This window comes from Nostoc sp. PCC 9305, from assembly GCF_963920915.1.
Lineage (GTDB): Bacteria > Cyanobacteriota > Cyanobacteriia > Cyanobacteriales > Nostocaceae > Nostoc.
This window is the reverse complement of sequence record NZ_CAWUDN010000002.1, coordinates 87,175-112,313: the sequence shown is the minus strand read 5'-3', so window position 1 is coordinate 112,313 and position 25,139 is coordinate 87,175. Positions and strand designations below refer to the sequence as shown.

The 25,139-nt window shown below is 41.0% G+C and carries 27 protein-coding genes, 1 tRNA gene and 2 pseudogenes; 10 read left to right on the top strand and 20 right to left on the bottom strand.

What is annotated here, in order from left to right; all coding sequences use genetic code 11:
- Window positions 1-17 precede the first annotated feature (17 nt).
- Together ACM0OX_RS01280 and ACM0OX_RS01275 are read left to right on the top strand one after the other, a co-directional pair.
- Window positions 18-968 carry a UDP-glucuronic acid decarboxylase family protein gene (locus tag ACM0OX_RS01280; RefSeq protein ID WP_414512406.1) on the top strand — a complete coding sequence of 317 codons (951 nt, stop codon included), beginning with the start codon at window positions 18-20 and terminating at the stop codon, window positions 966-968.
- 148 nt (window positions 969-1,116) lie between these two features.
- Window positions 1,117-2,508 carry a UDP-glucose/GDP-mannose dehydrogenase family protein gene (locus ACM0OX_RS01275; protein WP_334895845.1) on the top strand — a complete coding sequence of 464 codons (1,392 nt, stop codon included), beginning with the start codon at window positions 1,117-1,119 and terminating at the stop codon, window positions 2,506-2,508.
- A 324-nt stretch (window positions 2,509-2,832) separates the two neighbouring features.
- Here ACM0OX_RS01275 and ACM0OX_RS01270 read toward each other — a convergent pair whose 3' ends face one another.
- The gene (locus ACM0OX_RS01270) at window positions 2,833-3,627 is read right to left on the bottom strand and encodes a DUF2993 domain-containing protein (protein WP_334720526.1); all 795 of its coding nucleotides are present in this window, start codon (window positions 3,625-3,627) and stop codon (window positions 2,833-2,835) included.
- Between the two features lie 148 nt (window positions 3,628-3,775).
- On the opposite strand from ACM0OX_RS01270, the gene ACM0OX_RS01265 reads away from it, so the two are divergent.
- Window positions 3,776-4,174, top strand: a complete 399-nt coding sequence (locus tag ACM0OX_RS01265) for a hypothetical protein (RefSeq protein WP_414512404.1) — start codon at window positions 3,776-3,778, stop codon at window positions 4,172-4,174.
- An 80-nt stretch (window positions 4,175-4,254) separates the two neighbouring features.
- The gene (locus ACM0OX_RS01260; RefSeq protein WP_414512403.1) at window positions 4,255-4,470 is read left to right on the top strand and encodes a hypothetical protein; all 216 of its coding nucleotides are present in this window, start codon (window positions 4,255-4,257) and stop codon (window positions 4,468-4,470) included.
- 39 nt (window positions 4,471-4,509) lie between these two features.
- Here the strand turns inward: ACM0OX_RS01260 and ACM0OX_RS01255 are convergent, their stop codons facing one another.
- Complete coding sequence (locus tag ACM0OX_RS01255) at window positions 4,510-5,013, bottom strand: N-acetyltransferase family protein (protein ID WP_414512401.1); 504 nt, start codon at window positions 5,011-5,013, stop codon at window positions 4,510-4,512.
- Between the two features lie 569 nt (window positions 5,014-5,582).
- On the opposite strand from ACM0OX_RS01255, the gene ACM0OX_RS01250 reads away from it, so the two are divergent.
- Window positions 5,583-6,527 (top strand): hypothetical protein, encoded by a 945-nt coding sequence (locus tag ACM0OX_RS01250; protein ID WP_414512489.1) that lies wholly within the window; start codon window positions 5,583-5,585, stop codon window positions 6,525-6,527.
- A gap of 34 nt (window positions 6,528-6,561) precedes the next feature.
- On the opposite strand, the gene ACM0OX_RS01245 is transcribed toward ACM0OX_RS01250, so the two are convergent.
- The gene (locus ACM0OX_RS01245) at window positions 6,562-8,232 is read right to left on the bottom strand and encodes a dipeptide ABC transporter ATP-binding protein (RefSeq protein WP_414512399.1); all 1,671 of its coding nucleotides are present in this window, start codon (window positions 8,230-8,232) and stop codon (window positions 6,562-6,564) included.
- 181 nt (window positions 8,233-8,413) lie between these two features.
- On the opposite strand from ACM0OX_RS01245, the gene ACM0OX_RS01240 reads away from it, so the two are divergent.
- Window positions 8,414-8,785 (top strand): hypothetical protein, encoded by a 372-nt coding sequence (locus tag ACM0OX_RS01240; protein WP_414512398.1) that lies wholly within the window; start codon window positions 8,414-8,416, stop codon window positions 8,783-8,785.
- Between the two features lie 13 nt (window positions 8,786-8,798).
- On the opposite strand, the gene ACM0OX_RS01235 is transcribed toward ACM0OX_RS01240, so the two are convergent.
- The gene (locus tag ACM0OX_RS01235) at window positions 8,799-9,581 is read right to left on the bottom strand and encodes a TrmH family RNA methyltransferase (RefSeq protein WP_414512396.1); all 783 of its coding nucleotides are present in this window, start codon (window positions 9,579-9,581) and stop codon (window positions 8,799-8,801) included.
- 94 nt (window positions 9,582-9,675) lie between these two features.
- Window positions 9,676-9,756 (bottom strand) — tRNA-Leu (locus ACM0OX_RS01230).
- Window positions 9,757-10,162: 406 nt separating this feature from the next.
- Here ACM0OX_RS01230 and murA point away from each other — a divergent pair.
- Entirely contained in the window at window positions 10,163-11,530 is a 1,368-nt protein-coding gene (gene murA, locus ACM0OX_RS01225) for a UDP-N-acetylglucosamine 1-carboxyvinyltransferase (RefSeq protein WP_414512487.1), read from the top strand.
- Window positions 11,531-11,939: 409 nt separating this feature from the next.
- On the opposite strand, the pseudogene ACM0OX_RS01220 reads toward murA, so the two are convergent.
- From ACM0OX_RS01220 to ACM0OX_RS01180, 9 genes and pseudogenes are all read right to left on the bottom strand, one after another.
- Window positions 11,940-12,101 (bottom strand): annotated as a pseudogene (locus ACM0OX_RS01220) (Uma2 family endonuclease); the annotation flags it as partial.
- Window positions 12,102-12,617: 516 nt separating this feature from the next.
- Window positions 12,618-12,953 carry a type II toxin-antitoxin system HicB family antitoxin gene (locus ACM0OX_RS01215; RefSeq protein ID WP_414512485.1) on the bottom strand — a complete coding sequence of 112 codons (336 nt, stop codon included), beginning with the start codon at window positions 12,951-12,953 and terminating at the stop codon, window positions 12,618-12,620.
- Window positions 12,953-13,174, bottom strand: a complete 222-nt coding sequence (locus ACM0OX_RS01210) for a hypothetical protein (RefSeq protein WP_414512395.1) — start codon at window positions 13,172-13,174, stop codon at window positions 12,953-12,955. Before ACM0OX_RS01210 ends, ACM0OX_RS01215 begins: the two co-directional genes overlap by 1 nt.
- Before the next feature lie 157 nt (window positions 13,175-13,331).
- A complete protein-coding gene (locus ACM0OX_RS01205) occupies window positions 13,332-13,592 on the bottom strand; it encodes a hypothetical protein (protein ID WP_414512393.1) in 261 nt (86 codons plus the stop codon).
- A complete protein-coding gene (locus ACM0OX_RS01200) occupies window positions 13,592-13,792 on the bottom strand; it encodes a hypothetical protein (protein ID WP_414512391.1) in 201 nt (66 codons plus the stop codon). The genes ACM0OX_RS01205 and ACM0OX_RS01200 overlap by 1 nt, the downstream gene beginning before the upstream one ends.
- Before the next feature lie 309 nt (window positions 13,793-14,101).
- Window positions 14,102-14,398: a type II toxin-antitoxin system RelE/ParE family toxin gene (locus tag ACM0OX_RS01195; protein WP_414512389.1), complete on the bottom strand. Its 297-nt coding sequence runs from the start codon at window positions 14,396-14,398 to the stop codon at window positions 14,102-14,104.
- Entirely contained in the window at window positions 14,398-14,619 is a 222-nt protein-coding gene (locus tag ACM0OX_RS01190; protein ID WP_414512387.1) for an addiction module protein, read from the bottom strand. The genes ACM0OX_RS01195 and ACM0OX_RS01190 overlap by 1 nt, the downstream gene beginning before the upstream one ends.
- A gap of 66 nt (window positions 14,620-14,685) precedes the next feature.
- A complete protein-coding gene (locus ACM0OX_RS01185) occupies window positions 14,686-15,015 on the bottom strand; it encodes a type II toxin-antitoxin system PemK/MazF family toxin (protein WP_414512385.1) in 330 nt (109 codons plus the stop codon).
- Entirely contained in the window at window positions 14,999-15,217 is a 219-nt protein-coding gene (locus ACM0OX_RS01180; protein ID WP_414512383.1) for a hypothetical protein, read from the bottom strand. Before ACM0OX_RS01180 ends, ACM0OX_RS01185 begins: the two co-directional genes overlap by 17 nt.
- Before the next feature lie 245 nt (window positions 15,218-15,462).
- Between ACM0OX_RS01180 and ACM0OX_RS01175 the strand changes: the two genes are divergently transcribed.
- The 3 genes from ACM0OX_RS01175 to ACM0OX_RS01165 are packed head-to-tail and all read left to right on the top strand — an operon-like array spanning window position 15,463 to window position 16,297.
- On the top strand, window positions 15,463-15,684 hold the full coding sequence (locus ACM0OX_RS01175) for a hypothetical protein (protein WP_414512381.1): 222 nt from the start codon (window positions 15,463-15,465) through the stop codon (window positions 15,682-15,684).
- Window positions 15,672-16,115, top strand: a complete 444-nt coding sequence (locus tag ACM0OX_RS01170) for a type II toxin-antitoxin system VapC family toxin (RefSeq protein ID WP_414512379.1) — start codon at window positions 15,672-15,674, stop codon at window positions 16,113-16,115. Before ACM0OX_RS01175 ends, ACM0OX_RS01170 begins: the two co-directional genes overlap by 13 nt.
- A 26-nt stretch (window positions 16,116-16,141) precedes the next feature.
- Window positions 16,142-16,297, top strand: coding sequence for a hypothetical protein (locus tag ACM0OX_RS01165; protein WP_414512377.1), 156 nt, complete (start codon window positions 16,142-16,144; stop codon window positions 16,295-16,297).
- An 82-nt stretch (window positions 16,298-16,379) separates the two neighbouring features.
- Here the strand turns inward: ACM0OX_RS01165 and ACM0OX_RS01160 are convergent, their stop codons facing one another.
- From ACM0OX_RS01160 to ACM0OX_RS01135, 6 genes and pseudogenes are all read right to left on the bottom strand, one after another.
- Window positions 16,380-16,955 (bottom strand): Uma2 family endonuclease, encoded by a 576-nt coding sequence (locus ACM0OX_RS01160; RefSeq protein WP_414512375.1) that lies wholly within the window; start codon window positions 16,953-16,955, stop codon window positions 16,380-16,382.
- Between the two features lie 33 nt (window positions 16,956-16,988).
- Window positions 16,989-17,120: a hypothetical protein gene (locus ACM0OX_RS01155; RefSeq protein WP_414512373.1), complete on the bottom strand. Its 132-nt coding sequence runs from the start codon at window positions 17,118-17,120 to the stop codon at window positions 16,989-16,991.
- A gap of 149 nt (window positions 17,121-17,269) precedes the next feature.
- Window positions 17,270-18,835 carry a hypothetical protein gene (locus tag ACM0OX_RS01150; protein ID WP_414512371.1) on the bottom strand — a complete coding sequence of 522 codons (1,566 nt, stop codon included), beginning with the start codon at window positions 18,833-18,835 and terminating at the stop codon, window positions 17,270-17,272.
- Between the two features lie 244 nt (window positions 18,836-19,079).
- Window positions 19,080-23,066 (bottom strand): magnesium chelatase subunit H, encoded by a 3,987-nt coding sequence (locus tag ACM0OX_RS01145; RefSeq protein WP_414512369.1) that lies wholly within the window; start codon window positions 23,064-23,066, stop codon window positions 19,080-19,082.
- Window positions 23,067-23,731: 665 nt separating this feature from the next.
- The gene (locus ACM0OX_RS01140; RefSeq protein WP_414512483.1) at window positions 23,732-24,589 is read right to left on the bottom strand and encodes a sensor histidine kinase; all 858 of its coding nucleotides are present in this window, start codon (window positions 24,587-24,589) and stop codon (window positions 23,732-23,734) included.
- A 24-nt stretch (window positions 24,590-24,613) separates the two neighbouring features.
- Window positions 24,614-25,024 (bottom strand): annotated as a pseudogene (locus ACM0OX_RS01135) (response regulator); the annotation flags it as partial.
- Between the last annotated feature and the right edge of the window lie 115 nt (window positions 25,025-25,139).

The following is a 25,139-nucleotide window of genomic DNA, read 5'->3' as shown; positions in this document are numbered from 1 at the left end:
TAAGTAACTGGGAAACTATGAGAATTTTGGTGACGGGCGGTGCTGGGTTTATTGGTTCCCATCTCATCGACCGACTAATGGCTGCTGGGCATGAAATAATATGCTTGGATAATTTTTACACTGGTCATAAACGCAACATTTTGAAATGGTTAGGCCATCCGTACTTTGAATTGATCCGTCACGATATTACCGAACCAATTCGGTTAGAAGTGGATCAAATTTATCATTTAGCTTGTCCTGCTTCACCAGTACATTACCAGTACAACCCAGTTAAAACCGTTAAAACTAACGTGATGGGAACACTGAATATGTTGGGGCTAGCTAAACGTGTGAAAGCAAGGTTTTTCTTAGCTTCTACTAGTGAAGTATACGGAGATCCAGAAGTTCATCCCCAAACTGAAGAGTATAGAGGTAGCGTCAATCCCATTGGAATACGCTCATGCTATGACGAAGGTAAAAGAATTGCTGAAACTCTAGCATTTGATTACTACAGGCAAAATAAAGTTGATATTCGAGTTGTGCGGATATTCAACACCTACGGGCCGAGAATGTTAGAAAATGATGGTCGGGTAGTGAGCAACTTTATAGTTCAAGCCTTGCAGGGTAATCCTTTAACCGTGTACGGTGATGGTTCGCAAACTCGTAGTTTCTGCTACGTTTCCGATTTGGTAGAAGGATTCATCCGCCTAATGAATAGCGACTACATTGGCCCAATGAACCTGGGTAATCCTGGTGAATACACGATTTTACAATTGGCACAAACTGTGCAAAATATGATCAATCCAGGCGCGCAGATTAAGTTCGAGGCACTACCTTCGGACGATCCCCGACGTCGCCAGCCTGATATCACAAAGGCAAAAACTTGGTTAAATTGGGAACCTACCATTCCTCTGCAAGAGGGTTTAAAACTAACAATAGAAGATTTTCGCGATCGCATTCAAAGCGATGTCAATAATTCAACCACCTGAGTGGCGTCTAGCGTCGCTCTGAATTTTTATGCAGGCTAATACCATCGGTAGCTAGTATATTTAGTTGCTGAGTTTTCCCAAATGTGTAAGTGTAAAGTTGAGAACTTCTTTTTGAAGATTAAGCCCAAATAAGTGAGGAGTTAAATAAATGCGTGTTTGCGTTATTGGTACTGGTTACGTTGGTTTAGTTACAGGTGCTTGCTTGGCTCATATTGGGCATGATGTAATTTGCGTAGACAACAACGAAGAAAAAGTTAAGTTAATGAAGTCTGGGCAGTCTCCAATTTTTGAGCCGGGACTCTCAGAAATTATGCAGTCTGCCATTCAAACAGAGAAGATTCATTTTACTAGCGATCTTGCTGCTGGAGTTTCCCACGGAGAAATTCTGTTTATCGCTGTGGGAACGCCACCTTTACCCACTGGTGAAAGTGATACTCGTTACGTCGAAGCTGTAGCCCGTGGGATTGGGGAAAATCTCAACGGTGGTTATAAAGTCATAGTGAATAAATCTACAGTACCCATTGGCTCAGGTGACTGGGTACGGATGCTTGTTCTAGATGGTGTTGCAGAGCAGCAGAAAAAACTGATACCCGCAGGTGGAGTGCCAAGTGATGAGAAATTACCTGAATTTGTAGCCGAGTTTGATGTAGTCAGCAATCCAGAGTTTTTGCGCGAAGGTTCGGCAGTTCACGACACCTTTAACCCCGATCGCATCGTACTAGGAGGCAATAGCCAAAGAGCAGTAGCCTTAATGCAACAACTCTATGCCCCAATTGTGGAACGCAAGTACGCTGAAGATCAATCTTTACCCCCAGTGCCAATTTTGGCAACAGACCTGAGTTCGGCGGAGATGATTAAATACGCCGCTAATGCCTTTTTAGCCACTAAGATTAGTTTTATTAACGAAGTTGCTAATATTTGCGATCGCGTTGGTGCTGATGTCACCCAAGTAGCCAAAGGTATCGGCCTAGATTCACGCATTGGTAACAAGTTTTTACAAGCTGGTATTGGTTGGGGTGGTTCTTGTTTTCCCAAAGATGTCTCAGCTCTGATTCACACTGCTGATGACTATGGTTATGAAGCCCAGCTACTGAAATCCGCTGTTAGTGTCAACGAACGTCAGCGGTTGATTGCTTTGGAAAAACTCCAACAAGTTCTGAAAATTCTCAAAGGCAAAACAGTCGGACTACTCGGACTGACTTTCAAGCCAGATACCGACGACTTGCGAGACGCCCCAGCACTCATCCTAATTGAGCAGCTAAACAGACTGGGAGCCAAAGTCAAAGCCTACGACCCCATTATTTCCCAAACAGGTATGCGTCATGGTCTTTCTGGGGTGTTAGTAGAAACCGATGCTGAAAGACTAGCTGATGGCTGTGATGCTTTAGTACTCGTCACCGAATGGCAGCAGTTCAGCACTCTGGATTACGTGAAGATGGCGAAACTTATGGCCCACCCCGTTATCATCGATGGTCGTAACTTCCTCGACCCCGAAGCAATGATCCGCGCTGGATTTCAATATGTAGGTGTGGGAAGATAGAAAGTTAGGAGTTAGGAGTGACAAACAAAAATTAATTACAATCTATAGTTAACAACTCCTAACTCCTTTCCTTTCACAACCTAAAGATTTAAACTACCGCCTAGATGATTCTAGGCGGTATTTAATTTGTTTAAAGCTTCTTTTTACATTAACGTGAGTTCGATGAACCTCTCCCTCCCAGCCTCCCTCTCCGAAACGGAAAGGGAGGAGCAACGAAAAATTCAGCTTTTTGCTCCCCTCTCCGACACGGAGAGGGGTTGGGGGAAAGGTCAAATAAGACTTGTCGAACTCACGTTACATTAAATTTTTGTGTGTAATCTTGCATCAAGCGCTATGTGGAATACGTTCAATTTCAGCATATCCACTGAAAATAATTTTTTGACCTTCAGTTTCTAATCGATTGAGACGCATTTTCACTCCATCAAGGTCAAAACGATCCAAATCGACCATATTATCTAAAATTTCTACCAGCGCTACGCTCAAGGTTTGCGAGATTTCCCGTTGTGCTTCTGGCACTTGGTCAAGTTGAATTTTCGGATCTTTGAAAGAAACTCGCCGCCGTCTTTCAATACCTACAGTTAAAATCATGCTCAGGGGTACGAGTTCGCCATTATTTAAATCTGCTTTTGCTACAAGCTGTAAGCGATTTTCTGGCAATAGCTGTATCTGGACATCTGTAAACGAGACTGGTTCACCGCCAGATAATTCTGTCAGTGATGGTACGGTGAGGTTAAGCAGGCGCTTTTTCACCAGTTCCGCATTAAAGGCTTGGTTTATGCCTGCTTCTGATAATATGACTTGAGCGATCGCTTGAGTGGGCTGTTTCAGGCTGAGTTTGCCACTTAAAACCGAGCCGAAGTCAATGGCCACCGCGTCAGTTTCAAACGACATCTCCTCAACCGCGAAATCTCTCCGAATCACCAAGCCACGACCGCTCATTTTGAAGCTATCAATGCTGCCTTGCAAGAGCTTGCTGGAGGGGTAGCAGCGCACAAAGACTTCTACTGACTCGCTTTGGGTAAACAGGTGGCGAATCGTTTGGCTGGCGACTGTGTTGAGCATCCGCTCTCCCCAATCTGTGCCTTTAGGATCTTGTAAACCAGTAAGTCCGCCGAACATGTGGTTTTGGGTCTCTAGAAGTTCTTTGTACTTTTGTAACAAATCGTGAAGAATACAGCAAGCGATCCCGTGATTAATTGTGCTGATGGGTAGGAGTTGGATAACTGATGATTAGAAGTCAAATGTGTTAAATATTACTTTGTATCTCATGAGTGGGAATAATCAAACTAAGTTATTGCTAAAATTCTCACCAGTACTAAATATCATACAGCTAAATATTCTAGAACTTGCCAAGCAGGGTGATACAAATGCGATTAACACTCTGGTAAGTCAGTGGTTAAATTTACCCAGAATTACACCAAAAACTAGTTTAAAACAAAATTGTCTCCAGATAATGCTGGAATCAATTGAAGTTCCAGTACAACAGTTAGTAGTCCCAGTTATTTGTGATGGATTAATTAATTTAGGCATCCAATCTTTAAAAAATGCCAAAATATACGGTAGAGTCACAGGTGAAGATTTACCAGATTGGCAACAAGAAATTGAGTTAGAAGTGCTAGTAAATTTAGCTGTACTAACACCTGAAACAAATTACGATGTGAAATAAGAAGAGCGAGAAAAAAGCGATCGCTAACCCATCCTCTAAGAATTATCTGAGAATCATTGTAATGGTTACACAGTTACCAAATGGTTGGTTGGGTGAGTCCTCGATTGGGGGTGCGTTTTGAGTTGACTGAGGAAGAACTGCAAATTTATCGTCCTGATGGCGATCGCTTTCTGACCTTTTTGGAACTAGATCAACAACGACAGCAAGAAAGACAACGAGCAGAGCAAGCTGAGGCGCAGTTAGAAGCTCTCCGTGCTTTACTACAAGAACGAGGAATTAATCCAGACCAATTGTGAGCGAATTTAATTTACAAGTCTCAGAAAATAGCGATCGCTTTAAACAAAAGGTTTACTAATTCGCAGTCCCACGATCACTAAGTCCCGTTCAACGCTGTCAAGTTCGGCAATGTTAGGCAAATGTCCCCAGCGTTCAAAACCAAACGTTTCAAAGAGTTTTAGACTGGGCTGATTGTGGGCAAAAATGAAGCATACTAAGCTCTTTATACCTAAACTAGGACTTTCGCTAATTGCTTGTGCTAAGAGTTGCCGTCCCAAGCCGCACCGATGAAAGTTAGGGGCTATGTAAATACTAATTTCGGCAGTCTTACTATAGGCGGGTCGCCCATAAAAGGATTGGAAACTAAGCCATCCAGCGATTATTCCATCTATTTCAATTACCCAAAGTGGGCGTTGCGAAGGCGATCGCCCCTTAAACCAAGCAAGGCGACTTTCCACAGATACTGGTTCTAAGTCAGCAGTTGCCATGCGGCTGGGAATTGCAGTGTTGTAAATTGCCACAATTGCAGGCAAGTCAGTTTCAATCGCATGGCGAATAGTCATTGATACCGTCTCGGAAAAAATCTTCAGAAAATATTCAAAAATAATACAGTGTTAACAGTAGCAATTCTACGGATTCTATCGTGATTGTCACAGATACTTTACCAGGTAAGGGCCTTGTACCTTACATAAGATAATGGCTAAAGTATGCGATGGGCACTACGAAAGACACCACCGTTGCTATAACTAGAGGAAAATTCCAACGCACTACCTACTGTATTTCGTGTAACAGAGAGATTTTATAACTCCTTACTTTTAAAGTATAAGTTTTTATTCCTAACGCATTGTTCAGCATTCATCCTAAAGAAATAAGTAGTTTTATTATTTAATTTCGTATTAATTAGTACAAATTTTATATATAGCTAAAGATAGAGGTTGCTACCATATATAAGTCCTTAAAATTAATAAATATAAATATAAGCATACGCATAAGTATCAAATCTATATAGGACTCATATTTGATTTCTGAAAAACCAAATTTGTTAGAAGCTTGCCATACAAAAGTTTGTTTCTCAGTACACTTAGCAAGATTCAAGTACGATTCCTATAGATTAAAGTTAAGTGAAGTTATTATGTCTATTAATTGTTTCAAAAATAATGAGAATTTTACTACCCGTCAAGATAGTAATATTTCAAATATTGTCGAAATAGCACTTTTTATAGATCAAATCAAAAGTAGTATTTGGCTTTTTGGTATTCCATCTTGGCTTTTCGGAATAACTGATAGAAGCATAGCTGCATTTAGCGATGGGTATTTATCTCCTATAGAAATATTTCAGCTATTTACAGCCTCTTTCTTTTTTATGAGTTGGCTATATTTAAAGCCGGAAGAAAGCTTCAATAGCAATGATTTAGAGCCTAGACAATATCAAGAATATCTTGCCCGTACTCAAGCTAACAAGCTTCAATTAAGAAAGCTACACATGATTAGCCAGGAGTATATTTTACCTTTCCCCTATATTTGCCAAATTTATCATCTATTGAACTTAAAACATTTAGAAACAGTTCATAGATTTAGCCTTAATAATCTTAAAATTCTTAATATCAGCCAGTTTCAAACTACAAATGTTGGTGGTAAAATCACATTTCAAACAATATTGGATTCACCAGCTAATCCTTTGAGAATTTGGCGACAGCCAACTGTGGAGGTAGATTTAATATTACATACTCCCTACACTGTTGAACTGAGCATTCCAGTTTATAATCACAAAAGGATAATTGTTATATTTCATGCTTTCCCTTTAAATGACTCAGAACATCAGTTGTTTATAGATATTTATAGTGACTTAGAGTGGCCAAAGCCATTATTACAAATAATATTGCATTTTGCTTCTTGTTTGACACTTTTTGAAGATTTGCCGTATCTAAGAGTTTTAGCTGAGAAAAAAATAGAACGTTTATTCAACTTAAGTAGGACTTCAAATCACGAGAGTGCGTTGCTGTTTAAAAGGTTTGTTGAGCTATATGGACTGAGTGGAGAAGCAACTAAATTACTTGAGGGAAAGGAAGAGAATTAGGAGTTTAAAACTTCTAACTCCTAATTTTATTTGGTTAAGCGCGTGCTAGTAAGGGAGCAGCAGCTAGTAAGGTTTTGGTATAAGGGTGCTGAGGATTGGCAAAAATCTTTTTTGTAAGACCAAGTTCAACAATTTTACCGCCATTCATTACGGCAATACGATCGCACAAAAATCGAGCTAACCAAAGATCGTGAGTGATGAATAGATAAGTTAACTCAAACTCTTCCTTTAATTGCAACATCAAATCCAGTACTTGCGACTGCACGCTGGCGTCTAACATACTCACTGGTTCATCGCAGATTAAGAGTTTAGGGTGAGTAATCAAAGCACGAGCGATCGCTACTCTTTGCTGTTGTCCACCAGACAAATCCGACGGATAACGCTCATAATACACTTCTGGCGGTGTTAAGCCAACTTTATTCAACATCCACAAAACCTGTTCTTTTGCTTTGGCAGGATTGGCTAAATTGTGGATAAATAAAGGATCTGCAATACTTTGTCCCACTGTCATAGCTGGATTGAGACAAGCATGAGGATCTTGAAAGACCATTTGTATTTGTCGCCGCGAGGAACGAATTTCTTGACGTGATAGTTTAGTTAAATCCTGTCCTAAAAACTCAACTTTGCCACTAGTGGGACGAATTAGTTGCAATATTGTTCGTGATAGTGTGCTTTTACCACAACCTGATTCCCCGACTAAGCCAAGAATTTCTCCTGAATAAAGATCCAGGTTGATTCCATCTACTGCTTTAATTGTCTGCACTTGTGTGTTAAGCAGTCGTTCGATAAAGTTAGGTTCTATAGTGTAGTGTTGCTTGAGTTCTGTAACACTCAAAATTGGAGATTGATGATTAATAATGGGTAATTGCTTTTCTTCGTCATTGGCAATTATCAATTCTCCACTATCAGTTACTGCTTGAATATGTAATGCTGCTTTTAAAAGCGATCGCGTGTATTCGTGTTGAGGTTGCCTAAATACGGTTTCTGTAGAACCCATTTCGACCATCTTGCCGTTGTACATCACGCCAATGCGATCGCAATACTCAGCCACCATTGCTAAATCGTGAGAAATCAGCAACAATCCCATATTTTCTTCACCGCACAGGCGAGTTAATTCTTGCAATATCTGCGCGGAAACGGTGACATCTAAACTGGTAGTGGGTTCATCGGCAACAATTAATTTAGGGTTGAGAAGTAAAGCTAAGGCGATCGCTACCCGTTGGCGCATTCCACCACTAAACTCGTGAGGATACTGATGCCAACGACTAGCAGGAATATTCACCTTTGCTAAGGTAGCAAGTGCTTTTTCTTTAGCTTCCCGCGTTGATAATTCTGGTGAGTGCGCCTGGAGAGTTTCGATACAATGCTTGCCAATGGTCATCAACGGATCGAGGCGTGTCATAGGATCTTGAAAAATTAAGGCGATCGCCTCTCCCCGAAATTTCCGCAACTGGTTAGGTGTCAAGTCAAACACTGACTGTCCTTGAAATGTCACCCGTCCCTCAATCCCACTAGAGGCTGGTAGTAAACGCATTACTGCCCGTCCAATAGTTGATTTACCACAACCCGACTCTCCCACCAATCCCATTCTTTCACCTGGTTGCAAGGTGAAAGATACATCATCAACCGCCCAGGTTGCTTCTTCTCCACTCCTAGCAGGATAGGCAACTCGCAGATTTTCGATACAGAATAAGGCTTCACTCATAGTTTAGTTATCAGCCCTGAGCTACCAGTTTTTATAATTTCAAATTTAGGATAGTCTATCAAATTAAGTATTAGACCTGTTTTATAAAACTTACCTAAACCTAGCCAAACTTGATTTAGTGTACCCGTAGCGATCGCCATAAATCTCCAGTCTTAGCAATTGGAGATAGCTATCGATATTCTTGATAACCATTGCTAAAGTTGATACAGCACACAACTATGATGTTATAAGTGCAAAATTTAAATCTGTAGGAACTAGAATCAAAATTAAGTCAGTAAATCAGGATTTCCAAGTTAATATTATGGAGCAAAATCAGCCAGAACAGCGCCGTGCTGCCGATCGAGTATTTCAACAATCCCTGGAACAGTTGGAAGATATCTTACAAGAAAGTTCGACTGAGGAGGAAGAAGAGATCCCCCAACTGCATACTAGTACTTTCACTGAAGTCGAACTCGCTCAAGACTTGATAGATATTGATTTAGCAGCTCTTGAGGACGCAGTTGCTGATATTGAACAATATCTCGAAAAAATAACAAAAACCCAATTGGGGTAAAAATTAAAATTTATTACTGACAAATTAGTTGCCGTTGAGCTTCGTACAACATTAAAGCGGCTGCGATCGCCACATTCAAGGATTCCACCCCAGGACTCAAAGGAATTCTGACTTGCCGATCTGCGATCGCTGCTAAATCTGCCGACAATCCAGCACCTTCATTTCCCAGTAAAATCATACTGGGTTTTCGCCAGTCCACTTCCCAATAAGTTAAAGTCGCATCGGGTAAGGTTGCCACTACCTGCATTCCTGCCTGCTGACTTTGTTGGACTGTCGCTTTTAAATCTTCGGTTACGGCTGTTGCTAGGCGAAACCATTGCCCTGCGGAAGCACGTAGAACTTTAGGACTATCTAAATCTACACTATCTCCACTGACCCACAACCCTGATGCTCCAGCGGCGGCGGCGGTGCGAATCATTGTACCCAGGTTGCCGGGATCTTGCACGGTTTCTAAAGCTAGCACTAAACCAGTCGATGGTAGTTGAGTTTGGCATTCCTTTCGTTTTGCCGTTGCCACCACACCATCTGGTTGGACTGTGGTAGCGATCGCATCCAAGACTTCTTGACTGACAATTTCGGCGCGATCGCATCGGCTACAAGCTTCTTCCCATAGCGAAGAATGGCCTGTTTGCCAACCTGGGGTACAACACACTGTTTCTAGTGGGTAATTGACCGCACAAGCTTCTTCTAATAGGTGTGTACCTTCTAGTAAAAATAACTGCTGCTTGTGCCGCTCCTTGGTGGAGTGCAGCTTGCGAATTTGTTTGACTAGGGAATTCTGTAGGCTGGTCAACATCAAAAAGTTAAGAGTTAGAAATTAATAGTTAGGAGTTAATTTAGTTGTCTTTCAACTCATAACTTTTGACTTCTAACTCCTAACTTAGATAGTATGCGGAACCCGGGACTTGAACCCGGAAGCCTTGCGGCACTAGAACCTGAATCTAGCGCGTCTGCCATTCCGCCAGTTCCGCTGGCATTTGTGCTTATCGACAATTTCTTATTATTGCGTTATGTTTTACCTTTGTCAAGTAAAAGCATAATGCCTCGTTAAAAGTCTCTAACTGGAAACGAGTTTTTCAGGCACAACGTCGAATCAAAATATTAACTGAACAGTACAGCATTGATTTTTAGAGAATACTTAAGTTATTTTACTGAGTATTTAATTTTGCTTAAAACTACTGCTTATTGATTCTTTTTTTAAATTTTTAAAAAATCTCAAAAAGCCTGCTATTGCTTGTTTACAGCCTGAATTTTCACCCAAAAAGCAATTTTTTTATACAAAACAGTGCTTTAAAACGTGGACATTTTGAATCTTTACTGTAGAATCAAAACCAACTTCAAACATATAAAATACGTATTACTTTTGGAGGTAGGCTTATTAATCCTTCTACCAGCTTACCAGATGCCAAAATTGCTCCAGAAGCAGACTCCTCAGTCTTGCAAATTTGGGGTGGGCATCCTTTGCGGGGTCATGTAAAAATTAGCGGGGCAAAAAATGCAGCACTGGTAATCATGGCTGGAGCCTTGCTGTGTCCGGGCGATTGTCGTATCCGTAATGTCCCCTTATTAGCGGACGTAGAGCGGATGGGTCAGGTGTTATCAGCTTTGGGTGTGCAATTAACACGACAAGGTGACATTTTAGACATCAACGCCAGCGAGATTAAAACATCAAAAGCTCCCTACGAATTAGTTACCCAGTTGAGAGCGAGTTTTTTCGCCATTGGAGCCATTTTGGCAAGACTGGGAGTAGCACAGATGCCATTACCAGGCGGTTGTGCGATTGGGGCAAGACCAGTTGACTTGCATGTTCGAGGACTGCAAGCAATGGGAGCGGAAGTACAAATTGAGCATGGCATTTGTAATGCCTACGTCCCTGGCAGCAGCCGGAGATTAAAAGGTGCGAAGATTTACTTAGACATTGCCAGCGTTGGAGCGACGGAAAATTTGATGATGGCGGCTACCCTAGCAGAGGGTGAAACAATCATCGAAAATGCTGCCAGAGAACCCGAAGTAGTCGATCTAGCTAACTTCTGTAACGCGATGGGAGCGAAGATTAAGGGCGCGGGGACTAGCAGGATTATTATCGAAGGAGTCCCCAAGTTGCATTCTGTTGACTACAGCATTATTCCCGATCGCATTGAGGCCGGGACGTTTTTGCTGGCAGCTGCAATTACCCGCTCAGAACTTCTTCTCTCGCCAGTGGCTCCAGAACATCTCATCCCAGTAATTGCCAAGCTGCGGGATATTGGAGTGACAATAATTGATGAAAAGCCTGACCACTTGCACATTCTGCCAGCGGAAAGCCTTAAGGCAACGGATATTGAAACTCAATACCATCCAGGTTTTCCCACAGATATGCAAGCGCCATTCATGGCTTTGCTGGCAGTGGCAGAAGGCGACAGCGTAATTAACGAATCCGTCTTTGAAAATCGCTTGCGTCATGCCTCAGAGTTGAATCGCTTGGGGGCAGATATTCGTGTCAAAGGCAATGCTGCTTTCGTTCGGGGAGTACCAAAATTATCTGGCGCACCAGTATTAGGTACAGACTTACGAGCATCGGCAGCATTAGTCATCGCCGGACTAGCAGCAGAAGGACAAACCACAATTCAAGGTTTACAGCACCTCGATCGCGGCTACGATCGACTTGATATGAAGTTGCAGCAATTGGGGGCTAAAATCCTCCGCGTAGGCGAAACAGCAACAGATGCAGAAATCGCTCCCAGCATTAGTAGCCTATCAAGTTAAAATTTCTCGGTTGAGACTGACGCGAGGATAAGAAGAATAAGGTAGATAAGGTAAAATTTTCTCCCTTGCCTGCCTTTCTCTCCCATCTATACCTTGCGAACTGCTGAATTATCCTGATAGATAGAGGCTTTTAAGTTTTGCCCATATCTTTTTTTGATGAATATTCTGGAAAAATCTGTGTTGGCTGTTACAATATTGTTAAGAAAAGTTGCCCGTTGCATTTTGGGAACGCGTAATTGGGTTTTAACTCTCTTGAGAAGACAACGCAAAAACATTTTTTAGACCAGCTGTGGGAGGCTGGTCTTTTTGTATTGAAATTCCATCACAAATTATACTTGTACCTTTAAGTATAATACTTATAGTGTTTTATTAATTACTTTTATTGCTTTGTAATACATTGGTTATTTAGTTACCAAATCGCCTCAAGGTTTAAAATAAACCCCTGTAGAACATCTTCTCCTGACAAAGTAATAGGCGATTCTAAAAACTCAACCTCTTGGTCTTGACGATAAATCTCTACTTGCCGAGATTTGCGGTTAATTAACCAACCCAAACGCACACCATTATCTATGACCGTTAAAGCATTCATGAGATATTTCAGATGGAAAGATTAAGGCAGGAAAGATGCCCAGCCTACAAACTATTCTATCCTTTTCATCTATTTTTCTTACTTACTAGTGATACCTAACACACACAATCACTATAGGTGCTATCTACGGTGAGCTACGCGATCGCACCTCTCCACATTTCCAAAAGCGATCGCTGACTCTATAATTGCACTGTAGCAGAGCATCTGTATAGAAAAATGAGCGATGTCTACGACTGGCTCGTCTACGCCTTACAGAAAACCTTAAAAACAAAGCGATCGCCTGTTAAGGCATTAGTAGCAATGTGCCATCAGCATTACGCTCAAATCTGATTAATTCATTTATCTGACATAACTGGAAGAATTGTTCATTTGTTATTTGAAGAACAGGAGCAAAGTTGATAGTTAACGCATCCATAGAAAAAATTAAATTTGAATATTCCCATAAAAATGCCAAAAGCGAATGCACTTTAGCGAAAAAAATATTTAGAATGATTGACTTTAAGTATTGATTATTTTATCCGCAGCACCAGTTAAGATTTCATCCATCCAAGCATTTATACTTTTGCCAGCCTTTTTAGCAGCAATAAACATTTTGCGGTGGTGTTCTGGAGTTGTGCGGAATGGAAGTTTACCAGAGAACGGTTTATCAGGCTCCTCTCCTAGTTCTTCACAGAAAGCAAGATAATCATCAACAGAAATTTGAAATTCTTGACGCGCTTCCTCTACAGTTTTTGCCTTAAAGGTAATTACGTCATTAATATCTAGGACTTGACCAAGAAGTATTCCCGCGTCTACATCTACTTCTATACTAGCTGTGTATCCTTTATAATTCATCATATTTCAATTCCGGCATAGACATCATCCTCAGCGTTATCCCAAACTGATGAGAGTGATGTTTGACTGGTTTGAAGCCAAAATTCAGTTTCATCATCAGGAAGCAGCGTCACTAACACTCTTGTCCCTTCCGCTAATTCCTCTGACTCCAGCAATTCGATTTTTACTTCCCGAACAGTAGCCCAAAGCGTTTTTAGCATATCTGTTTTATGAATAGTCATGCTTTAATTTTATGCTTTGATAGTTGATCAGGAGCGATGTCTACGACGGACTGCGGCTACGCACATCCCTACATTCTCAAAAGTAATCGCCCCTCACGGAGTCTACCTTCTATGCCTCAGCCGAAAATTTGGCAGTAAAAGAGTTTATTATCCATAGTTACAACTTATCAATCAACTTGTCATATTCTGCGTGTGTACCGATCCAAAACCACGAAATTCCACCTTCTACCTCGACACCTAAAGCTCGGTAATTTAGTCCTGCTCGAACTGACCAATACTTGTTGCCAATCTTTTTGAAATGGAGTGATAAATGCGACGGATTTGTTTTCAGTAACTCATAGCATTGATCGGCAGTCTGTTGCACATTTTCAGGCAGAGCATTGTAACATTGCCAGAAACGTCGCGTTGTATAGTGCATCAGATTTCCCGACAGTGACCCGCCTTGAATTCAGCGATCGCTTCCTGTGCTAAAGCTTCCAATTTTCCATCAGCAATGTCTTTCTCTAATTCCTTATCCCAGCGTTGATAGTCCAAATCAGCAAACCACTCTATGAGTTTTTTATACTCATCAGGTGACAGTTGAAGAATGGCGGACTCAATTTGCTCAAGCGTTAACATAAAGGGATATAAGTTTCACTTTGAATAAATTATAGCTTGCCTGGCGATTTTCCTTGTGTTGTAACTAATGTAGCGATCGCTTTACAGAAAACCTCAAAAATAAAGCGATCGCCTGTTGTCCAAGAATGAGCGATGTCTACGACGGGCTACGCCTACGCCTTGCAGAAAACCTCAAAAATTAAGCGATTGCCTGTTGTGGAAGAGTGAGCGATGTCTACGACGGGCTACGCCTACGCCTTACAGAAAACCTCAAAAATAAGGCGTAGATGCGTAGCGGCTTGTCGTTAGACATCGCCCGTAATTATAGTATTAGGTTCGCGTCTGCCACGATTTTGGATCTCTGCGACCATGAAAAATTGCCGTCACTATTACTCGACTCGACACAATCCGATAGTACACAGCATAGGGAAATCGCCGCACTACTGCTCGTCGAATATCACCGTAGACAATTACATAGGATTCTGGCATTTGAGAAATTCGATTCACCGTTTCGTCTACACAGTCTAAAAACTCGTCACCCAGACCGGGTTTTTGACTCTCGTACCAACTGTGCGCCTCATTGAGTTCTTCTCGAACCTCTGGGCGAAACACCAGGACATAATTCATTACTGCCCCTTAATTGATGCTTTGATTTCCTCCCAAGTCAGCACATTATCTGGATTTGAATCATAGTCAGCAGTTCGACGATCGAGTTCTTGCTTTTGTGCATCGGTTAAATCAGGGTAAACTTGCTCTGCTGCGATGCTATCCCAAATTGCCTGTACAATACGGATTCTATCTTCAACACTAAGAGTTGCGATTTCGTTCAAAGTAGCTGTGATATCCATGCTGATTAACTTGGAGTGAGGAAGCAACTGGTACACCTTAAATATAGCGGACAAGATTTTGTCCATTCACAACCCTAACCAATACCGCAAAGATTGCTCTAACAGTTCAGCATCAGTATCAGCTAACTTGCCAATCACTTTGACAACTAAGCTTTTATGCACTGTGTATAAACCTCTCTTGACTGCTGTAGCCACGTTTAGCCCTGCTGCTGCCCATTCAGACAAGACAAACTCACCTTCTAGCAATGCTCCAGTTTTGCTCGTCAAGGGCGTGATTAAAATGTCTTGAGAAACGTGTGGCGCACTTACAACAACAGCAGGTCTAACTTTTGAACTGGACAAATCTGAAAAGGGATACTGAACCAAAATGATGTCATTTTTAGAGTAGTTCGGCATAGACATCATCCTCAGCGTTATCCCAAACTGATGAGAGTGATGTTTGACTGGTTTGAAGCCAAAATTCAGTTTCATCATCAGGAAGCAGCGTCACTAACACTCTTGTCCCTTCCGCTAATTCCTCTGACTCCAGCAATTCGATTTTTACTTCCCGAACAGTAGCCCAAAGCGTTTTTAGCATATCTGTTTTATGAATAGTCATGCTTTAATTTTATGCTTTGATAGTTTATGAGGAGCGATGCCTTACAGAAAACCTCAAATACAAGGCGTAGACACGTAATAGCTTGTTGTTAGACATCGCCTGTTGTGGAAGGGTGAGCGATCGCAATAGTTATTCTGATAAACAAGCAGATATCAAACCTATCTACATTTATTTGTAAAATGAAGAAATGCAGTCCGTCTGTGTATATTTGATTTAAAATCCAGAGAAGTGGAAGTGTAAATTTTATGTCTAATTATCAAGAAGTACTACTGCAAGCTCAAAGCCTAGCTCCTGAAGAGCAAATACGCTTAATTGAAGACTTATCAAGCTTAATTCGTCACCAGGTGACGATGACACCTAAGCCAAAGCGTAGTATCCTCGAATTACGTGGGTTAGGTAAAGAAATCTGGAATGGCATTGATGCTCAAGAATACGTTAATCAGGAACGTGATTCATGGAATGGCTAGTCCAGTTACAAGGGCAAATTGTTGGTTTGGATACTGCTCCACTGATTTACTTTATTGAAGAAAATCCTAATTATTTAGATGTTACAGATGCTTTTTTTGAAGCTATGTTTCGTGGTGAGTTTAGCGTTGTAACATCAGTTTTGACTATCACGGAAGTATTAGTCTATCCCTTGCGACAAAGAAACACAGCATTAGCTCAACAATATCGTGAAATTCTATTTAATTCCCAAGGTTTGACTACTATTGAAATTTTTCCCGACATCGCTGAAAATGCGGCACAATTAAGGGCAGATTATAATTTAAGAACCCCAGATGCTATTCAGATGGCTACTGCTATTCGTGGAGGTGCATCATTTTTCTTGACAAATGATGCGCGGTTGCCGTCTTTACCAGCATTATCAGTGTTAGTGTTGGATACACTCATAGTTTGAGTCTTTTTGTATGTTGCGATCGCTGATTGTATGATGGCATTGTAGGCGATCGCCTTGTAGAAAACATCAAAAATAATGCGATCGCCTGTTGTGGAAGGGTGAGTGCGATGTCTACGACGGGCTACGCCTACGCCTTGCAGAAAATCTCAAAAACAATGCGATCGCCTGTTGTCCAAGAGTGAGTGCGTTAGCGTAGCTCACCGTAGGTATCGCCTTACAGAAAACCTCAAAAATAAAGCGATCGCATTTCGTATGTTAATCATTTCACCAGATATCTTCAAAATCAAGCACAAATCCAGGCAGTATATCTTCTCCTGATAAACTAGCAGGAGATTGCAGCACTTCAACATCTTTACCAGAGCGGTAAATTTCTACTTGCCGAGTTTCTAAATCAATTAACCAACCTAATCTAGCACCATTGTCTCGGTACTCTTGCATTTTATTTTGTAGCCTTTTTAAACAATCAGTATCAGAACGCAATTCCACTACAAAATCAGGACATACAGGTGGAAATCTCTCTTTTTGCTCCTGTGTGAGAGAATCCCATCTGTCATGTCTTAACCAAGATGCGTCAGGAGAACGAACTGCCCCATTTAGTAAAATAAACCCAACCGAAGAAACAAAAGCTATACCTAGTGACTCATCACGATTCCACACTCCAAGTTGAGCAGTTAAATTAGCATTGCGGTTGCTGGTTAAACCTCCGACTAAAGGCATTAGTAGCAATGTGCCATCAGCATTACGCTCAAATCTGATTAATTCATTTATCTGACATAACTGGAAGAATTGCTCATCTGTTATTTGAAGAACAGGAGCAAAGTTGATAGTTAACGCATCCATAGAAAAATTTCAACTTGAATATTCCCATAAAATTTAATATAGAAGCGATCGCTGATTCCATGATGGCATTGCAGGTGATCGCCTTGCAGAAAACCTCAAAGATAAAGCGATTACCTGTTGTGGAAGAGTGAGTGCGATCGCTTGATGTAGGTATTGTATTTTCACTTTTGCATTTTGCTATTGCTCTACTTTTAGCATACTAGCTCATAGTCTGTTGTTTGTTTTCAGCATTCAATTTTTAAGCGTGCAAATGCCAATTTATATTACTATTGTTATAGTAGCATTTTTCAGTATTTTTATTGCCTTAATTATCATTAATGAATATTATTTAACCAGACCCAGATATTAGTGAATAAGTGTTGTCGAATCTCTTCTGGAATTAGAGTAACAATAGTGAGAAAAGCAACTGCTATTGAAAGCCAGAAGGTAGCTTGTTGAAGCCTATAATTTAATGTGATTGTTTTATAAGTTAAAATCTGTTCGTAAGATAACTTCAAAATACTAAGTTGCTGTTCACAGAATTTTCTGATTCTATCAATACGAAACTTTATGTCATCTCTTAAAAGACCTGAATCATTTTCATTATGTTTTTTCCTCGACATTACTGCTGCTTCTTGACATACATAACTCAAGAATAATTCTTCATTTATCCCTGTCCAAATTCTTGAATGTTGAAAATATAAACCGTTAATTTTTACCATTTTAGATATTGCTGATTTTAACCTTGTGAGTGTAATTTTCCCTTGCATTTGACTACTTAAATCTGGTTCTATCTCAGTTTTTAAATCTATAATTATATCCTCGAAAACTTCATAAAAATGTTCTAATGCTAGCAACGATAGTAAATCATGAAGTGTAGAATTAATTCTTCCAGATGGTGAATCTTTATGGAATGCACACTTCGATTTATCATAATCGGCTAAACTGATTAATACCTGGTAGGAGTGAGAATTTTGATAAAACAGTTCGCTTCTATCTACTTCATAAAAAATCCACCAATTACTGTCTCTATAAATTGGATTTTGTTTGAAAGGATATCCTAAGCTTTCAAAAAAATTACAGCAGGCCCTAAATTTGTTAGAGGTTTTTAATAGATGTTGTTTTTCAGGAATTTCACGCAAAGAAATATTTGTCTTAATAACTTCAATACACGGCAAATAACCAAAAGCCGAAAGACCAACACCGAAGTTTTTCCTAAACATAACTACAATACTTCTGTTTATCTCTAAGAAAAGTTCCTCAAGCTCAACCTTCCTAACACCCCAAGGTGGAAGTGTAGATAAGGAAGTAATTCCATACTTAAAGCTAAAGTCTAAAATTTCATTTTGAGGGGATGGAACGCTTTTAATTAAGGTAATAAATTTACGAATAAATTCGTTTGATGGTTTAACAATAATTGATAGAACAATGAAAGAAGGAGCAATATAATTTAGATGAATATTGGCACTTTGTATCAACGTTAGTGATTTATCATTTTTTCTATTTTTAAATGAAAGTGTGCCGACATTAATGGATGAAGCGCCTCCAGCCCCAGAGTTATATATATCGTTAAACCACTGATTAAGGTTTTCTTTATCACCGACGGAAAATGAAGGGTAGTTGGAGAGTAAGTTATTTAAACCTTGTTGAAGCTTGGGAAAATCTTCCGAAAAGAATAAGTCAGAGAAGCCAACTCGATCTAACTCAACTTCTAACTCACTTGGAGAAGCTATTAATTCATAATCGTGAGGGTGTAACTTATACTCTGCGTGGTGTTTTAAAGACTCCAAGAATTTCAGTTTGGGATTTTCAAGCTTCTCTGAAAATTCAAGTATTCTTTTCGTTGCCTTTATTCGTAATGATTGCCAAAATGTTCTCTTTGGTTTAGACCGATTTCGCATACATACAACTCTAAATCTATTGCAAGAAACATAAAAAGTGCTATATCTACACAAATTACCTTGAGACTTTACTGTTTATTGAATTTCTATGTATCTTTTTTCATAATAACCAGTATCCTAAAGACTAGGTAAACAATCTAGGAATACTTGCCGCTAAACTGGCTTTCTATATCCAGTAAAAAGTCAAATAAATGCAGAAAGCACGGTATCACCGTGCCTCCTACCTTATTGGTTAGGTATAAACCTAGTCTATCCCTTCAATCCGGTCTTCAACCTCTTGGTACAACTCGCGCAGACGATCTAAATTATCCTCGCTAGTTTCCCAATAACCGCGTCCATTCACTTCCAACAAAGTTGATACAATCTTGCGGAAAGAATGGGGATTAAGATTTAGCAACCGTTTCTGCATTTCTTCATCTTTGATGAAGGTTTCGTTAGTATCCTCATAAATCCAGTTATCCACAGCGCCAGCTGTCGCACTCCAACCTGTTGTATTCACTAACCGCTTGGATAGTTCGCGCACACCTTCGTAACCGTGAGACAGCATCCCCTCGTACCATTTGGGATTTAACAATTTGGTACGCGCATCCAAACGCACGGTTTCTGATAATGTCCGCACTTGGGCGTTAGCTGTGGTTGTATCTGCAATATAAGATGCTGGTTTTTTACCATCACCCCGCAGACTTGCCACCAACTTAGTAGGATCGGAATCAAAGTAATGGGAAACGTCCGTTAAGCTAATCTCGGAAGAATCGAGATTTTGGAAAGTTGCATCAGCAGTTTTCAATGTACTTTCAAAAATCTGCCGGGATTCGTCCATGATTCCGGGGTTATCGGAATTGAAGGAGAAGGATTTCCGGTTGAGATACATTTCCTGCAACTCGGCTTCGCTATCCCAAGTGCTGTTTTCTACCGCCAAGTTGATATTTGACGAGTAGGAACCAGAAGCATTGGAGAAAACGCGCGTCGCTGCTTGACGCAGATTAATTCCCATTTCTTCAGCTTGTTGCAAAGCGTGTTTGCGAACAAAGTTCATTTCTAAGGGTTCATCCGCTTCAGCCGCCATCTTCACCCCTTGATCTAGCAGGTTCATTTGGTTGATGAACAAGTCGCGGAATACACCAGAACAGTTGATTACCACATCAATTCTGGGGCGTCCCAACTCTTCTAGAGATATCAATTCCAACTTGTTCACCCGTCCCAAGGCATCGGGAACTGGACGCACGCCTACCATCCACATAATTTGGGCTAGGGATTCACCGTAAGTTTTGATGTTATCGGTTCCCCAGAGGACGCAGGCGATGGTTTCTGGCCATTTTCCTTCGTTTTCAGCCTTGTTACGGATCAAAAGCCTGTCTACGACGATTTTAGCTGATTGGACTGCTGCTGTTGTTGGGATGGATTGCGGATCGAGTGCATGGATATTCTTACCTGTGGGCAATACATCCGGGTTGCGGATGGGATCGCCACCAGGGCCGGGTAGGATGTATTCACCTTCCAAGCCTCTGAGTAATGCTCCGAGTTCGTTGTCGGCACAAACTTGTTGCAGACAGAATTCCAAATACTCAAGTAGGGGTTTTAGGGCGGCGGTGTCAACTTTGGGATAACCTGCTTTATGCAATGCTTCTACCCAAGGTTCTTTTTTGCCCATGTTAAAGAAATTCAAGCGGGAAACCAGAGAAACTCTTCCTTCCGCGTCGATTTGCTCTTGGACAAGGGCGGTAACTGCTGCACGGGTTGCCAAGGTAATATCTTGCAATAACTGGACATCTTCTAAAATGCCTCTGTCATTATTTTGATAAATATCGTCAATGTTACGCCCAATGCTGTTAGCGATAATTCCCGGTAAGCCTTGAAGTCCTTCTTCCTGACGATCTAGACTAGCAATATTTACCAGAGTTGCGATCGCTTCTTCTGCACTTGGCGGTTTACCAATGACGTGCAAACCACAAGGCAACAACCGAGACTCGATTTCCATCAACTTGCGGTAGACGTTGCCAACAATATTATCCCGCTCGTCGGTACTCATGTCTCTGGCATCGGTTTCTGGCAGGTTAATATCCTTATCCAGATTCACGATCCGGCATTTATCCATGATGCTGTTGACAATGGAAACACCGCGTCCACTATCTTTCAAGGTTTGGTAGGAAGCAATTAATTCGCTGAGTTCCTTCAAACCTTTATACAAACCAGCATTTTCTGCCGGCGGTGTCAAGTAAGAAATTGTTTCGGCATAACTCCGGCGTTTGGCAATTGTCGCTTCACTCGGATTATTGGCTGCGTAGTAATACAAGTTGGGAATTGAGCCAATCAAGTTATCTGGATAACAATCACCAGACATCCCCATCTGTTTACCTGGCATGAATTCTAAGGAACCGTGTGTACCAAAGTGCAGTACAGCATCAGCTTTCCAAACTTGCTCTAGGTAAGTGTAGTAGGCTGCAAAACCGTGGTGAGGACTAGCTGAACGGGAGAATAACAGCCGCATCGGGTCGCCTTCGTAACCAAATGTAGGTTGTACACCGATGAAAACGTTACCAAATTGCTTACCATAAATCAGCAGGTTTTGCCCGTCGCTGTTGAGATGTCCGGGAGGTGGGCCCCAGTTTTCCTCTAGGCGTTGAGAGTAGGGGGTAAGTGCCTCATACTCAGGAACCGACATTTTGTAAGCAACGTTCAGTTCTGGGCTGTTGTACTGCGCTTGGGCATCATGGATGACTTCTTGCATCAACGCTTCGGCGGATTCTGGCAATTCTGGTAAGTCGTAGCCGTTATTTTTGAGGGCTTTCATCACCTCGTAGATGGAACCGAAAACATCTAAGTAAGCGGCGGTTCCCACGTTGCCTTTATCTGGCGGGAAGCTAAAAACGGTGATGGCGACTTTTTTATCTAGCTTCGGTTTGCGGCGGAGGTTAGCCCATTTTAAGGCGCGTTCGGCTACAGCTTCAACGCGATCGCGCAGTGCGATCGCTTTCCCTGTAGTGCCATCTCTACCCGATAATATAATCGGCTCAATTGCTCCATCCAATTCAGGAATTGCAATTTGCAAAGCTACTTGAATTGGATGTAACCCTAAATCGCTATCCATCCACTCTTCTGTGGTTTGGAATACTAAGGGTAACGCCACCATATAAGGACGGTTTAAGCGTTTGAGTGATTCAATTGCCTTGGGATGATCTTGTCTAGCTGGGCCACCCACTAAAGCAAAACCAGTCAGCGATATCACTGCATCTACCAACTGGATGTTAGTAGTTGGTTCATAGAAGTAAGCATCCACAGGCTTGGAGAAGTCCAAACCACCAGCAAACACAGGTAGAACCCGTGCGCCTAATGCTTCCAACTCCTGCACCATCGCTACATAATGGGCATCATCCCCTGTAACTAGGTGAGTGCGTTGCAATACTAACCCGACACAAGGAGCTAGGGGATCTTTTAGATCGCTAGAAATATCCTTACGAGCTGTATACCAATTGAGGTACTCTCTGACATCTTCAAACATACTGGGAGCCAAAGGATGCCAAATCCCTAAGTCGGGATAAACCACCGGCTGTTCGTATGTAGAAGGTTCAAAATTTTGTTTGTCTAAACCTTTAAATACATATTTATCAGCTAGCATCAGCAAGAAGTTTTCCAGATTTTCTGGAGAACCACCTAGCCAATACTGAAAACTGAGCATGAAATTTCGGGCATCCTGTGCCTTATCCATTGGTAAAAACTTCAGCACTTGCGGCAGCGTTCGCAAAAGCTTCAGCATCCCATCTTGGAATCCCGCACCGGATTTTTCTTTGCGTTTCCGCATGAATTGCGCGATCGCACTTTTTGACTGACCCAATTGTGCCAAGGAGAAGCTGCCCATTTTACTCAGGCGCATTACCTCTGGCATGGAGGGAAAGACAACGGAAACGTCCAGGCGATCGCGGTGTGGTTCTACTGCTGCTACTACTTTCTGTGCTAAGTCTTCGATGAAAATGAGGGAAGCGATGAAGATATTCGCACCCTCAATTTCTCGTTTAAACTCCTCGTAATTCTCTGGGTCGCGGAGTTCCTCAATCAAGTACCCGCTGATTTCAATCGCCAAGTTGGGATTGTTCGCGTTAATCGTGCGAACTGCTTGCGACAAAGCACTCTGGTACTGGGACTCAAGCACGACATAGACCACCTTGATTAAACTACGTCCGCGTAAGTTATCAGGCGCAATGTGTCTAATGGTGGACTTGACGTGTGTGAACATGCTTCTTCGGCTCCTTTGATGCGTGTTCTCTGAAGGAAGTTCCTAGCGGCATCATCAGCCACAGGTAACTTGTGATCTTTTTAGGCAATATCTGTTTTTTATCAGAAAACGCTTGCCCAGTAGGCATTTTATCGCCTATATGACACAAATCGATATAAAAAACGAAATATTTCTTCGTAATTGTTGACTTTATATAAAAGTAGTAGCTCACATCAATGTAAATATTTTGTAATATTTTTTAATCGCTAAATAGTTATTTAAAGATATTATCCTATTTACAAAACAAAACCCGCTTGTGCGGGTTGATTAAGTATTTTTTAAAGTGTATGTAGAGCTTACTTACTTTCTAGCTCTTTTTGAGATAGAGCTTCTTTTAACTGCTGGCTAATTTTTTCCCTTGTATGTGGAGATAAATCATCTGATTGCAAAACATTAATTCTTCTTTGACTTTTGACAGTGAGAAGTCACTATAAGACATTATAAATATGATATTAATCTACGAGTATTGATCCTATCGTGTTTATAGGTGTTTTCTTGGGGATGGGAGCGACAAGAGCGATCGCCTTGTCCAAATGCTGTGTCAAAGAGGCCGCGATCGCTCTTTTTACTTAGAAGTCGATAGAGTTCAGGGAAATGCGATCGCAATTAGGATTTGGGATTCTAATTTATCGAATAGGTAATTCAATCACAAACTCTGTACCTTCACCTTGTGTTGAATGGCAACTTAGCTTACCGCGATGATTGTTAACTACAATTTGGTAAGCAATAGATAAACCTAACCCTGTTCCTTTACCGATGACTTTTGTTGTGTAGAAAGCATCGAATATCTTTGTCCGATTTGCTTCGCTAATTCCTGAGCCATTGTCTGCAATTCTGAGAATAACTCGCTCTCCAATGGCTTCACTTTTAATCCAAATCATGCCAATATGTCTAAAGTTTTCATCAAAATATTGATCTTTTTGTATTTCTTCAATTGCATCTATTGCATTACCAATTAAATTCATAAATACCTGATTTAGTTCGCCTGGATAGCACTCAATAAGCGGTAATTCTCCATATTCTTTACTTAGTTGGATTGCCGGACGATGAGCATTTGCTTTGAGTCGATGTCCAAGAATGAGTAGCGTAGTTTCTAACCCCTCATGCAGATTAGCACGTTTCTTTCCTGCTTCTCCGTGTCGAGAGAACTTGTTCAATGATGACACAATTTCTATAACGCGATCTGTACCCAGTTGCATGGATTGAATAACTTTGGAAAAATCATTTAACAAATAGCTGATATCTTTTGTTTTAATAGCATTTTGAATTTCCAGAGGTGGATCGGGTAGATATTTTTGATATAGTTCAAGCAAATTAACAACTTCTTGGAAATATTGCTCAATAAAATTCAAATTGCCAGCAATAAAATTGATAGGATTATTGACTTCATGGGCAATTCCTGCTGTCATTTGACCCAAGGTTGCTACCTTTTCTGCTTGAACCAGTTGGGTTTGTGCCTGTTGTAATTCGGCGTTTTTGTCCATCAAGGTTTTCGTCAAATTTCTCAGCTTAAGTTGATGCTCTACTCGCACCAAGACCTCTTCATACTGAAAAGGTTTAGTAATATAATCTACGGCTCCCAATCGCAATCCTTTAATCTTATCAGCAGTATCTGAAAGAGCAGTCATAAAAATGATTGGAATATCCTGAACACGAGGATTGCTATCACTTTTGAGGTATTTACAAGTTTCAAACCCATCGATACCCGGCATCATTACATCAAGCAAGATTAAATCAGGTAAATTATCATTTTCTAATCTCTGAATTGCTTTTTCACCACTGCGAGCTGCCCAAACTTCAAAGCTAGACTGATCCAAAAAGCTTGATAAAACTTGTAAGTTGGCAGGGTTATCGTCAACAACTAAAATAATTCCTCTAGCAGGATCGCGATTTAGGGAATTTTTTTGATCGCCTATCATTGCTGTCATGCTGTTTCTACCCCATATTGAGTCATGTTGCTTCTGTGGAAGACGCCAAAGGCGAACACTCCGAATTCAAAATGCACGCATTACAATCCCCATAAATAAATTTAGG